We start from the raw sequence: 11,780 nt of genomic DNA, 5'->3' as shown, positions 1-11,780 counted from the left end.
GCGGCGGGCGCCCGGGGTTTCGCGGACGAGGTGTTCGCGGTGCTGCGGCAGGGCGAGAGCCGGACGACGGACGCGGGGCAGCGGGTGCGGCTGGACGCCCGGCCGTCGCTGGTCCCCGACGCCGGTCAGAAGAAACGTATCGCCCGGGAGGCGGCGCGTACCGAGGACGGCGCGCGGGCCACCCGGACGTCCGCCCGGACCGCCGGGCAGGGCTTCACCCCGGAGTGCCCCTCCCGCGTCGTGTGCGCCTCGGTACCGGCGCCGTACACCGAGTTCGGCGACGGTGACTACGGCAACCACGACCTCGCCGACCGGCCGCGCGACCAGTCCGTCGACACCATCGTCATCCACGACACCGAGGAGTACTGGGACAAGACCCTCCAGCTGGTCCAGGACCCCACCTACGTCTCCTGGCACTACACGGTGCGGTCCGCCGACGGGCTGATCGCCCAGCACGTCCCCACCAAGGACGTCGCCTGGCACGCCGGGAACTGGTACGTCAACTCGCACTCCCTCGGCATCGAGCACGAGGGCTTCCTGGCCTCCCCCGACGGCTGGTACACGGAGGCGATGTACCGCTCGTCGGCCCGGCTGGTGAAGTACCTCGCCGGCAAGTACGGCATCCCGCTGGACCGGCAGCACATCCTGGGGCACGACAACGTCCCCGGCACCGGCCCGTCCACGGTCAAGACCATGCACACCGACCCGGGCCCGTTCTGGGACTGGGCGCACTACTTCGCGCTGATGGGCAAGCCGTTCAAGGCGAGTGCCGGGCCGTTCGGCGGGCTGGTGACGATCCGGCCGGACTACGACCGCAACCGGCCGGAGTACACGGACTGCGAGGAGGGCACCGGCAAGCCCTGCGCCCCGCACGGCTCGTCCTCCGTCCGGCTGCACACCGCGCCGTCCGAGGACGCCCCGCTGGTCAAGGACGCGGGGCTGCACCCGGACGGCGGTGACTCCACGCACGACGTCAACGACACCGGGGCGCGCGCCACCACCGGCCAGCGGTTCGCGGTCGCGGGACGCTCCGGCGACTGGACGGCGGTCTGGTACCTGGGGCAGAAGGCGTGGTTCCACGATCCGCGCCGGCACCCCACGGCGGTGAGCGCGAAGGGCCTGGTCGCCGTCCCGAGGCGGGACCGGGGTGAGATCCCGGTCTACGGCGTGGCGTATCCGGAGAAGGACGCGTATCCGGCCGGTGTCCCCGTCCAGAAGATCAATCCGCTGCCGTACCGGCTGGCGCCGGGCCAGGCGTACGCGGTGGGGTCACGGGTGCGCGGTGAGTACTTCTCCGCGCCGGGGTTCGACCCCGCCACGCACACCGTGGTGCGGGGCAAGGACGTGTACTACGAGATCCAGGTCGGGCACCGCGTCGGCTATGTCCGGGCGGACGACGTGACCGTGCGGCCGTCGGGCGTGTAGCGGCGGCGGGCCGCGCCGGGGCATCGGTCCCCCGGCGCGGCCCGCCGGCTCACGCCTGCTGGAAGAGTTCGGCGGGCAGCGGCTTGAGGAGGGCGTAGAGGTCGTCGGTGATCGGCCGGTCCCAGCTGGCGATGGTGACCAGGACGCCGTCGCTGCGGTCGAACTGGACGCAGGAGACGCGGCTCTCGGAGCACTTGACGCGCTTGACGATCAGCAGGTTGCCGTCGTGCATCACCGGGGTGTCCTCGCTCCCGACGACCGTCACCGGCTCGTCGTTGCCGAGCGCGGCGAGCAGCTGCGCCACCTCGAAGGGGACCTCGTCCTCGTCCAGCTCGCGGGCCGGGGAGCCCTCCGGGAGATTCCCGATGATCATCGCGGGGCCGCGGCCGCCGAACAGGTCGTAGCGGAGGAAGACGCCCTGGCAGGTGCCGTCGGGAGCGGGCAGCAGCCCCGCCCCGAGGTTGCCCGGCCAGTCGCCGGGATCCATGGCGAGGACGTCGAAGTCAGGCCCTGCGGGCGTGGCTGCGCTGCGGCGGCGGAGGAAGGACATGCCGCCATCGTACGTGGCCCGCGGACACACCCCGCGCCTGCGGCATGGCTCAGGTGCCCGGCGGCTGCGCCGCGACCACCCACATGGCGAAAAACTGGGCGCCGCCCCCGTAGGCGTGTCCCAGGGCGCGGCGGGCGCCGGGGACCTGGTGGGCGCCGGCGCGGCCGCGGACCTGGAGGGCGGCCTCGGCGAAGCGGAGCATGCCGGAGGCGCCGATGGGGTTGGTGGACAGCACTCCGCCGGAGGGGTTGACGGGCAGGTCGCCGTCGAGGGCGGTGGCGCCGGACTCGGTCATCCGCCAGCCCTCGCCCTCCGGGGCGAGTCCGAGGTTCTCCAGCCACATCGGCTCGTACCAGCTGAAGGGCACGTACAGCTCGGCGACGTCGATCTGGCGGCGGGGGTCGGTGATGCCGGCCTGCCGGTAGACGTCGGCCGCGCAGTCCCGGCCGGCGCGGGGCGAGACGAAGTCCTTGCCGGCGAAGAGGGTGGGTTCGCTGCGCATCGCGCCGCCGTGGACCCAGGCGGGCGGGTGCGGGGCGCGGGCGGCGCCGTCGCGGCCGGTGAGGACCATGGCGCAGGCGCCGTCGGAGGAGGGGCAGGTCTCGGAGTAGCGGACGGGGTCCCACAGCATCGGGGAGGAGCGGACCTTCTCCAGGGTGAGGTCGTGCTCGTGGAGGTGTGCGTAGGGGTTCTTCAGCGCGTTGCCGCGGTCCTTGTGGGCGACGAGGGTGCCGGTGGTGGCGGGGGCGCCGGAGCGGCGGATGTAGGCGCGGACGTGGGGAGCGAAGAAGCCTCCGGCGCCGGCGAGCAGCGGGGGCTGGAAGGGGACGGGGAGGGACAGTCCCCACATGGCGTTGGACTCGGACTGCTTCTCGAAGGCGACGGTGAGGACGGTGCGGTGGACGCGGGCGGCGACGAGGCGGGCGGCGACGAGGGCGGTGGAGCCGCCGACGGAACCGGCGGTGTGGACGCGCAGCAGCGGTTTGCCGGCGGCGCCGAGGGCGTCGGCGAGGTACAGCTCGGGCATCATGACGCCCTCGAAGAAGTCGGGGGCCTTGCCGAGGACGACGGCGTCGATGTCGGACCAGGTCAGTGCCGCGTCGTCGAGGGCGCGGCGGGCGGCCTCGCGGACCAGTCCGGCGAGGGAGACGTCGCGGCGGGCGGCGGCGTGCGCGGTCTGGCCGACGCCGACGACGGCGACCGGCTCCCTGCTGCTCATGACTCCCCCTCCAGGACGGCGACCAGGTTCTGCTGAAGGCACGGGCCCGAGGTGGCGTGGGCGACGGCGCGGTCACAGGCGCCGCGCTGGATGCGGGCGGCGGCCTCGCCGACGCGGATCAGCCCGGCGGCCATGACGGGGTTGGCGGCGAGGGCGCCGCCGGAGGGGTTGACGCGGACGGTGTCGTCCAGGCGCAGGGCGCGGCGCAGGACGACCTCCTGGGAGGTGAAGGGGGCGTGCAGTTCGGCGGTGTCCGGGGGCCGGTCGAAGTGTCCGGCGCGGGTGGCGGCGAGGCGGGTGGACGGGGAGTCGGTGAGGTCGCGCAGGCCCAGGGCGTGGGGTTCGACGCGGTGGTCGATGCCGCGTATCCAGGCGGGGCGGTCGGCCAGGCGGCGGGCGGTGTCGCCGGCGGCGAGGACGACGGCGGCGGCGCCGTCGCCGACGGGCGGGCAGTCGCCGACGCGGAGCGGGGCGACGACGGTGCCGCCCATGGGGACGGTGCCGCGCAGTTGGGCGTGCGGGTTGTCCGCGGCGTCGGCCCGGCTGCGGGCGGCGATCGCGGCGAGCTGCCCGGGGTCGGTGTGTCCGGCGTCGATCAGGGCGCGGGCCTGGAGGGCGGCGAGGGCGACGGGGTCGGGCCAGAGGGGGGCGAGGTGGTAGGGGTCGAGCTGGCGGGTGAGGACGGCGCGCAGGTCGCCCGCGCAGGAGGTGCCGTAGGCGTAGACGAGGGCGGTGTCGGCCTCGCCGGTGAGCAGGGTGACCCAGGCTTCGTACAGGGCCCAGGCGCCGTCGGCCTCGACGTGGGACTCGGCGACCGGTGGCCAGGCGCCGACGCCGTCGAGGGCCATGGTGAAGGAGAAGGGGCGTCCGGCGAGGTAGTCGGAGGAGCCGGAGCAGAGGAAGCCGATGTCCCGGGCGCGCAGGCCGGTGCGGTCGAGGACCTCGTGGAGGACGGGCATGAGCAGTTCGGCCTCGGAGGTGCCGGTGCGGTCGCGGACCCGGTCGCTCTGCGCGAACGCGACGACGGCGATCTCGCGCATCAGATCAGCTCCTTGTAGCTGTCGTAGTCGGCGTCGGGTTCGCCGGTGGGGCGGTAGTGGTCGGGGTGGCGGCCGGTGCCGGTCCAGACGGGTTCGACGCGCAGGCCCATGCGGACCTGGTCGTAGGGGATGCCGCCGATGCGGGCGTGCAGGGGCAGGTCGGCGCCGTCGAGGGCGATGTGGGCGTAGACGTAGGGGACCTCGACGGCGGTGTGTGCCGGGTGGCGGGAGGTGATGTTGACGATGCAGAAGGTGGTGACGGTGCCCTTGGGGCCGACCTCGATGGGGGTGCCGGTGGCGACGCCGCAGGTGGGGCAGGCGCCGCGGGGCGGGACGTAGACCTTGCGGCAGGAGGGGCAGCGTTCGCCGGTGATGCGGTGGTCAGCGAGTGCGGTGAGGTAGCGGGACTGGGCCCGGCCGGGGGCGTAGGTGTAGTCGAGGCGGGTGGGGACGGTGATGCCGGTGACGGGGTCGGGGAACCGTCCGTCGTGCGGCCGGGGTTCCGTCGCGGCGGCCGGTCCCGGTGCCTCGTCCGGCTCGAAGCAGGCGATGTCGGTGAGGGCGCCGGTGCGGTCGGCGGCCCAGCGGACGCGGACACGCAGCCCGGTGCGGACGGCGTCGGGGCCAGGTGCGTCGAGGACGTGCAGCAGGGCGGTGTCGGCGCCGTCGAGGCGGACGAGGACCCAGGCGAAGGGGGTGGCGAGCGGCTGGCCGGGGCGCGGGGCGGGGTTCCAGGCCCAGGTGGTGACGGTGCCGGTGGGGGCGACCTCGACCAGGTCGCGGATGTCCTCGGCGGTGTCCGGGTCGTGTTCGCAGGGCGGGACGATCACCCGGCCGCCGTGGGTGCGGGCGCCGAGGACGGTGCGTTCGCGCAGGCCGGTGAGGAAGGCGCCCTGGACGGGGCCGAGGGAGCGGGTGAAGGGGAACTCCACGACGAGGGGCGCGGTCAGGAGGTCGTCAGGGGTGCGGGGCTGCGGTGTCATACGGCACTCCGGGGGTGTCAGGCGCGCCGGAAGACCGGCGGGCGCTTCTCCGCGAAGGCCCGGGAGCCCTCCTTGGCGTCCTCGGTGGCGAACACCGGCCAGCCACGGGCGAGTTCGGCCGCCAGGCCGTCCTCCTCGGTCATGGCGGCGGTCTCGTACACGGACGCCTTGACGGCCTCGACGGCGAGCGGGCCGCAGGCGTTGATCCGTTCGGCGATCTCCAGGGCCGTCTCCAGGGCGGTGCCGTCGGGGACGACGCGGCCGATCAGTCCGATGCGGGCGGCCTCCGGCGCGGGGTAGGGGCGGCCGGTGAGCAGCATCTCCAGGGCGTGGGTGCGGGGGATCTGGCGGGCGAGGCGGACGGTGGAGCCGCCGAGGGGGAACAGTCCGCGCCGTACCTCGAAGAGGCCGAAGACGGCGCTCTCGCCGGCCACCCGGATGTCGGTGCCCTGGAGGATCTCCGTGCCGCCGGCGACGCAGTGGCCCTCGACGGCGGCGATCACGGGTTTGCGGGGGCGGTGGTGGCGCAGCAGGGCCTTCCAGTGCAGGTCGGGGTCCTCCCGCAGGCGGGCGCGGTAGCGCTCGTCGGCGAAGCCGTCGCCGGCGAGGGCCTTGAGGTCCATGCCGGAGCAGAAGGTGCCGCCCGCTCCGGTGAGGACGACGGAGCGGACGGCGTCGTCCGCGTCGGCGGCGCGCCAGCCGTCGTACAGGCCGACCAGCATCGGCAGGGAGAACGCGTTTCCCGCCTCCGGCCGGTCGAGGGTGAGTACGAGTGTCGCGCCGGTGCGGCGCGCGGTGAGGTGTTCGGTGCCGTCCATGTGGCGTCCTCCCGTCCCGCGACGGAGAACAGGGTGCAGGAGCGGTACGGCGACTTCAAGAGTTTTCTGACACTCAGTCAGTTTTCTTCGCCGGGGCCCTTCCCCCGTGGTGCGCGGCGGCGCTCTAATGGCCGCGAACCGCCGGGCACGGTCTGGGAGGAGAGACGTGGAGTACAACCTTGCCGACCTCTTCGAATCGGTCGCCGACACCGTCCCCGGCCGGGAGGCGCTGGTCGCCCTCGACCTGCCGGGCAGCGGCGCAGAGCGCCGGCTGACGTACGCGGAGCTGGACCGCGCGGCCAACCGCCTCGCGCACCATCTGCGCGGGGCGGGCGTACAACCTGGCGCGCACGTCGGCCTGCATCTCTACAACGGCGTGGCCTACCTCCAGGCGCTCTACGCCTGTCTGAAGATCCGGGCGGTGCCGGTCAACGTCAACTACCGCTATGTCGAGGACGAGCTGGTCTACCTCTACCGGGACGCGGGGCTGGTGGCGCTGGTCTACGACGCCGCCTTCACCGCGCGGGTCGCGGCCGCCGCGCCGCAGGCCCCGAAGCTGCGGCACCTCGTACGGGTCGGCACGCCGCCCGACGGGGCCCCCGTGCCCCGCCCGGAGCCGGTGGCGCTGGAGGAGGCGGAGGCCGCCGGGTCGCCGGAGCGCGGTTTCGGGCCACGCTCGGCCGACGACCGGTTCGTGATCTACACGGGGGGCACCACGGGCATGCCCAAGGGCGTCGTCTGGCGCCACGAGGACCTGTTCTTCGCCGGGACGGGCGGCGGGGCGCCGACGGGCGAGCCGGTGCGGCGGCCGGAGGAGCTGGCCGAGCGGGTCGCGGCCTCCGGGGAGGGGCTGGTGTTCCTGCCGGCGCCGCCGCTGATGCACGGCACCTCCACCCTCACCGCCCTGATCGCCTTCCACTTCGGGCAGAAGGTGGTGGTGCACCGCAAGTACGCGGCCGAGGAGGTGCTGCGCACCGTCGAGCGGGAGCGGGTGACCTGTGTGTCGCTGGTCGGCGACGCGATGCTGCGGCCGCTGACCGACGCGCTGCGCGGCCCGCTGCGGGCGACCGACTGCTCCTCGTTGTTCAGCGTCAGCAGCTCGGGGGCGATCCTGTCGGACACGGTGCGCGCCCAGTTCTCCGCGCTGCTGCCGCGGGTGGCGCTGCTGAACAACTTCGGGTCGTCCGAGTCCGGTTTCAACGGCACCGCCACCGACGACTCGGGCCCCGACCGCGGCTTCCGGCTGCACGTCAACTCCCGTACGTGCGTGGTCGATCCGGTGACGCGCGCCCCGGTCGCGGCGGGCGCGACGGGGCGCATCGCGCTGCGCGGGCACGTGCCGCTGGGCTACCACAACGATCCGCGCAAGACCGCCGAGACGTTCTTCGAGGCGGACGGGGACCGGTGGGTGCTGCTGGGCGACATGGCGACCGTGGACGAGGACGGGACCGTCACCGTGCTGGGGCGCGGTTCGCAGTGCATCAACTCCGGCGGCGAGAAGATCTACCCGGAGGAGGTCGAGCAGGCCCTCAAGGCGCACCCGGACGTGTACGACGCACTGGTGACCGGCGTGCCGGACGAGCGGTGGGGCCACCGCGTGGCGGCCGTGGTCCAGCTCCGCGACGGCGGTGCCGCGCTGGACGCGTCCGGGGTGCGCGACCACTGCCGCGCCCGGCTGGCCGGGTACAAGATCCCGCGCACGGTGGTCTTCACCGACCGCATCCGGCGCTCGCCGAGCGGCAAGGCGGACTACCGGTGGGCGCTGGCGATGGCGTCGCGGGGCTGAGCCCCTCCGGCGACCTGCGGCTTCCGTACGCGGACCGCCGCCGGGACCCACCGTCGCACACCTCTTGACGTTTCCGCCGGTGCGCTGATTATTTGGATCCGCATTCAGCTACCGAATGATCGGTAGGGAAACGAGGCGGTGACACTGCATGCCGGATGCGGCGATGGACAGGGAGACGTTCGACGAGGCGGAACGGCTCTCGGCGGACGCGTTGCGCGAGCTCCAACTGACACGGCTGCAGGCCACCCTGCGCCGTGCCTACGACCACGTCCCGTTCTACCGCCGGTCCTTCGACCGGGCCGGGGTACGGCCCGAGGACTGCCGTACGCTCGCCGACCTCGCCCGCTTCCCGTTCACGGTCAAGGACGACCTGCGCGCGGAGTACCCCTTCGGCATGTTCGCCGTCCCCAAGGAGCGGGTGCGCCGCATCCACGCCTCCAGCGGGACCACGGGCCGCCCGACGGTCGTCGGCTACACCGACGCCGATCTCGCCGCCTGGGCCGGTGTCGTGGCCCGGTCGATCCACGCGGCCGGCGGGCGGCCCGGCCACACCATCCACATCGCCTACGGGTACGGGCTGTTCACCGGCGGGCTCGGCGCGCACTACGGCGCGGAGCGGCTCGGCTGCACCGTCGTCCCGGCGTCCGGCGGGATGACCGCCCGGCAGGTGCAGATCATCCAGGACTTCCGTCCCGAGATCATCATGGTGACGCCGTCGTACATGCTCACCCTGCTCGACGAGTTCGAACGGCAGGGCGTCGATCCCCGGACGACCTCGCTGAAGGTGGGGATCTTCGGCGCCGAGCCGTGGACGCAGGAGATGCGCCGGGAGATCGAGGAGCGGTTCGCCATCGACGCGGTGGACATCTACGGCCTGTCGGAGGTGATGGGCCCGGGAGTGGCGCAGGAGTGCGTGGAGACCAAGGACGGGCTGCACATCTGGGAGGACCACTTCTACCCCGAGGTCGTCGACCCGATCACCGGTGAGGTGCTGCCGGACGGCGAACCGGGAGAGCTGGTGTTCACCTCGCTGACGAAGGAGGCGATGCCGGTGATCCGCTACCGCACCCGCGATCTGACCCGGCTGCTGCCGGGCACGGCCCGCCCCTCCTTCCGCCGGATGGAGAAGATCACCGGACGCTCCGACGACATGATCATCCTGCGGGGGGTGAACCTCTTCCCCGCGCAGATCGAGGAGATCGTGCTGCGCACCCCGGGCATCGCGCCGCACTTCCAGCTCCGGCTGACCCGCGAGGGCCGGCTCGACCGGATGACGGTGCGCGCCGAGGCCCGGCCGGACGCGACGCCGGAGCAGCGCGAGGCCGCCGTCGGGCAGATCGCGCGCGGCGTCAAGGACGGCGTCGGGGTCACCGTCGGCGTCGAGATCACCGACCCGGAGACCCTGGAGCGCTCGGTCGGCAAGATCCGGCGGATCGTCGACGCGCGCCCCAAGGACGGCGCCTGAGCACTTCCCGTCAGGCCGTTTCCGGGTCCCCCTTGATCAGGGCGAACACCGCTCCCGCGGGGTCCTGGAGCATCGATATCCGGCCGACGCCCGGGACGTCCGTCGGCGGGACGAGGACCGTGCCGCCGCCGGAGACGGCGGTGGCGGTGACGGCGTCGCAGTCCGCGACCCCGAAGTAGGGGTGCCACTCGGCGCCGGACCCCGCCCTCAGATGCTCCTCGGTGAGCTGGAGGACACCGCCCTGGGCGGTGTCCCCGCTCCGGCCGCCGCCGGGCGAGGAGACGATGTGGTAGGCCGTCCCGCCGCCGGGCCGCATCTCCCGGTCGGTCCAGGAGAAGACCCGGCGGTAGAAGTCCAGGGCGGCCGCCGCGTCCGTGGTGTACAGCTCCGTCCAGCACAGGGCGCCGGTCTCCGCGACCGCCTCCAGGCCCGGGACGTCACCGGGCTGCCAGACGGCGAACTCGGCGCCCGTCGGGTCCGTGAACCCGGCGAGCCGCCCGGCGGTGAAGACGTCCATCGGCGGGAAGCGGACCGTGCCGCCGGCCTGCTCCACGGCCCGGAGCGTGGCGTCGGCGTCCGCGGTGTGGAAGTACACCGTCCAGGCGGGCGCGGCGCCCTCGCCCACGCTCGGGCCGACGGCGGCGACGGTCCGGCCGTCGAGCTGGAGGAAGCCGTAGCCCCCGGCGTCCGGCCCGGCCGGCCGGAACGTCCAGCCGAACAGCGCCGAGTAGAAGGCGACGGCGGCGTCGACGTCCTCGGTGCCCAGGTCGATCCAGTCCGGTGTCCCGGGTACGTAGGTGGTCGTCAGCATGGGTGGGCTTCCTCCCTGTCCCTCGGTCGCGGGGGCCGGGGCATGCCGCCGCGGCGGGACGCCGCGGGCGGTTTCCGACCCGCGACCCAGCATGGCAGGGGGCACTGACAGCCGCCCTTCGTGCGCGGGGCGGCCGGGGCGGGGGGCGGCGTCAGCCGCCGAAACGGTCCCGGAGCTCCCGCTTGAGGATCTTCCCGGCGGCGTTGCGCGGCAACGCGTCCACGAACAGCACCCGTTTGGGTGTCTTGAACGGGGCGAGACGGCTCCGCGCCAGGTCGATCAGCTCCCGCTCCCCCACGGGCGGCGTGCCCTCCGGGGCCTCCCGGCGCACCACGACCGCGGTCACCGCCTCGATCCAGCGGGCGTCCGGCAGCCCGATGACCGCGACCTCCGCCACCTGCGGATGCGCGTAGAGGGCCTCCTCCACCTGGCGGGAGGCGACCAGCACCCCGCCGGAGTTGATGACGTCCTTGATCCGGTCGACGACCGTGAAGTAGCCGTCGCTGTCACGGACGGCCAGGTCACCGGAGTGGAACCAGCCGTCGCGGAACGCCTCCGCGGTCTCCTCCGGCTTGTTCCAGTAGCCCGAGCACAGCTGCGGCGAACGGTAGACGATCTCGCCGCGCTCCCCGTCGGGCACCTCCCGTCCCTCGCCGTCGACCACCCGCGCCTCCACGAAGAGGACCGGGCGGCCGCAGGAGGCGGGGCGTCCCTCGTGCTCGTCCGGGCCCAGGACGGTCGCCAGCGGGCCGATCTCGCTCTGCCCGAAGCAGTTGTGGAACGCGAGGCCCGGCAGCCGGGTGCGCAGCCGCTCCAGGACCGGCACCGGCATGGCGGACGCCCCGTAGTACGCCTTGCGGAGCGCGCTCAGGTCCCGTACGCGGAAATCGGGGTGGCCCGCGAGGGCGATCCACACGGTGGGCGGCGCGAACAGGCTGTCGGCCCGGCCCGCCGCCACCAGGTCGAAGATCTGCTCGGCGTCGGGCCCGTCGAGGACGGTGTTCTCCGCGCCGACGGCCAGATAGGGCAGCAGGAAGACGTGCATCTGCGCCGAGTGGTGCAGCGGCAGGGTGTGCAGCGGCCGGTCGCCCTCCTTGAGGTCGAGGGCCACGACGGCGCTGGTGTAGGCGTGCACCAGCGCCTGGTGGGTCATCATCGCGCCCTTGGGCAGCGAGGTGGTGCCCGAGGTGTACAGGAGCTGGGCGAGGCCGCCGCCGTCCGGCTCCGGCAGGTCCGTGGGCCGCGGGGCGTGTGCCAGCCGCGCCAGCAGCCCGTCCGGCGCGTCGCGCAGCGGCAGGGTGCGGACGGTGCCGGGCAGGCGGTGCGCCATCGCGGGGTCGGTCAGGACCAGGGAGCTGCCGGACTGGTCGAGGAGGTAGCGCAGTTCCCCGCCGGTCAGGGAGTGGTTGAGCGGTACGTGGACGAGTCCGGCGCGGGCGCAGGCGAGGAAGGCGAGGAGGTAGGCGTCGGAGTTGCGGCCGTAGGCGGCGACCCGGTCGCCGGGCCGCAGGCCGCTGCCGAGCAGCACCCCGGCGGCGGCGGTGACCGCCTCGTCCAGTTCCCGGTACGTCCAGGTGCGGTCCGCGTACCGGACCGCCGTCCGTCCGGGCACCCTGCGCGCGCTGCGCCGCAGGATGCCGTCGACCGTGTTGCTCCGCGCCGCTGTCATGGCGTGATACTCGG

10 protein-coding genes are annotated in these 11,780 nt (G+C 73.9%); 3 read left to right on the top strand and 7 right to left on the bottom strand.

The annotated features are described in order from the left end of the window. A partial coding sequence (locus AC51EU_RS20535; protein WP_496268471.1) for an N-acetylmuramoyl-L-alanine amidase occupies window positions 1-1,425 on the top strand: 1,425 nt, incomplete at its 5' end. A gap of 49 nt (window positions 1,426-1,474) precedes the next feature. Here AC51EU_RS20535 and AC51EU_RS20530 read toward each other — a convergent pair. The 5 genes from AC51EU_RS20530 to AC51EU_RS20510 are packed head-to-tail and all read right to left on the bottom strand — an operon-like array spanning window position 1,475 to window position 6,035. Then, window positions 1,475-1,975, bottom strand: coding sequence for a hypothetical protein (locus tag AC51EU_RS20530; protein WP_496268470.1), 501 nt, complete (start codon window positions 1,973-1,975; stop codon window positions 1,475-1,477). A 49-nt stretch (window positions 1,976-2,024) separates the two neighbouring features. After that, entirely contained in the window at window positions 2,025-3,194 is a 1,170-nt protein-coding gene (locus AC51EU_RS20525; protein WP_496268469.1) for a thiolase family protein, read from the bottom strand. Next, complete coding sequence (locus AC51EU_RS20520) at window positions 3,191-4,234, bottom strand: thiolase family protein (RefSeq protein ID WP_496268468.1); 1,044 nt, start codon at window positions 4,232-4,234, stop codon at window positions 3,191-3,193. The genes AC51EU_RS20525 and AC51EU_RS20520 overlap by 4 nt, the downstream gene beginning before the upstream one ends. Then, window positions 4,234-5,217, bottom strand: coding sequence for a Zn-ribbon domain-containing OB-fold protein (locus AC51EU_RS20515; protein WP_496268467.1), 984 nt, complete (start codon window positions 5,215-5,217; stop codon window positions 4,234-4,236). Before AC51EU_RS20515 ends, AC51EU_RS20520 begins: the two co-directional genes overlap by 1 nt. A gap of 17 nt (window positions 5,218-5,234) precedes the next feature. Beyond that, complete coding sequence (locus AC51EU_RS20510) at window positions 5,235-6,035, bottom strand: crotonase/enoyl-CoA hydratase family protein (protein ID WP_496268466.1); 801 nt, start codon at window positions 6,033-6,035, stop codon at window positions 5,235-5,237. Between the two features lie 166 nt (window positions 6,036-6,201). On the opposite strand from AC51EU_RS20510, the gene AC51EU_RS20505 reads away from it, so the two are divergent. Together AC51EU_RS20505 and paaK are read left to right on the top strand one after the other, a co-directional pair. Further along, window positions 6,202-7,821 carry an acyl-CoA synthetase gene (locus AC51EU_RS20505; RefSeq protein ID WP_496268465.1) on the top strand — a complete coding sequence of 540 codons (1,620 nt, stop codon included), beginning with the start codon at window positions 6,202-6,204 and terminating at the stop codon, window positions 7,819-7,821. Between the two features lie 163 nt (window positions 7,822-7,984). Beyond that, window positions 7,985-9,286, top strand: coding sequence for a phenylacetate--CoA ligase PaaK (gene paaK / locus AC51EU_RS20500; RefSeq protein ID WP_496268464.1), 1,302 nt, complete (start codon window positions 7,985-7,987; stop codon window positions 9,284-9,286). Between the two features lie 10 nt (window positions 9,287-9,296). Here the strand turns inward: paaK and AC51EU_RS20495 are convergent, their stop codons facing one another. After that, window positions 9,297-10,097 carry a VOC family protein gene (locus AC51EU_RS20495; protein ID WP_496268463.1) on the bottom strand — a complete coding sequence of 267 codons (801 nt, stop codon included), beginning with the start codon at window positions 10,095-10,097 and terminating at the stop codon, window positions 9,297-9,299. A 151-nt stretch (window positions 10,098-10,248) separates the two neighbouring features. After that, entirely contained in the window at window positions 10,249-11,766 is a 1,518-nt protein-coding gene (locus AC51EU_RS20490; protein ID WP_496268472.1) for an acyl-CoA synthetase, read from the bottom strand. Between the last annotated feature and the right edge of the window lie 14 nt (window positions 11,767-11,780).

The sequence above is a fragment of the Candidatus Streptomyces philanthi genome (assembly GCF_059553635.1).
This window is presented reverse-complemented; position numbering and strand designations above follow the sequence as displayed.

Excerpts from the sequence above, each read along its gene's own strand:
- AC51EU_RS20520 (WP_496268468.1), bottom strand. The coding sequence starts at position 4,234 with ATGCGCGAGATCGCCGTCGTCGCGTTCGCGCAGAGCGACCGGGTCCGC.
- AC51EU_RS20530 (WP_496268470.1), bottom strand. The coding sequence starts at position 1,975 with ATGTCCTTCCTCCGCCGCCGCAGCGCAGCCACGCCCGCAGGGCCTGAC.
- AC51EU_RS20525 (WP_496268469.1), bottom strand. The coding sequence starts at position 3,194 with ATGAGCAGCAGGGAGCCGGTCGCCGTCGTCGGCGTCGGCCAGACCGCG.
- AC51EU_RS20515 (WP_496268467.1), bottom strand. The coding sequence starts at position 5,217 with ATGACACCGCAGCCCCGCACCCCTGACGACCTCCTGACCGCGCCCCTC.
- AC51EU_RS20490 (WP_496268472.1), bottom strand. The coding sequence starts at position 11,766 with ATGACAGCGGCGCGGAGCAACACGGTCGACGGCATCCTGCGGCGCAGC.
- paaK (WP_496268464.1), top strand. The coding sequence starts at position 7,985 with ATGGACAGGGAGACGTTCGACGAGGCGGAACGGCTCTCGGCGGACGCG.
- AC51EU_RS20495 (WP_496268463.1), bottom strand. The coding sequence starts at position 10,097 with ATGCTGACGACCACCTACGTACCCGGGACACCGGACTGGATCGACCTG.
- AC51EU_RS20510 (WP_496268466.1), bottom strand. The coding sequence starts at position 6,035 with ATGGACGGCACCGAACACCTCACCGCGCGCCGCACCGGCGCGACACTC.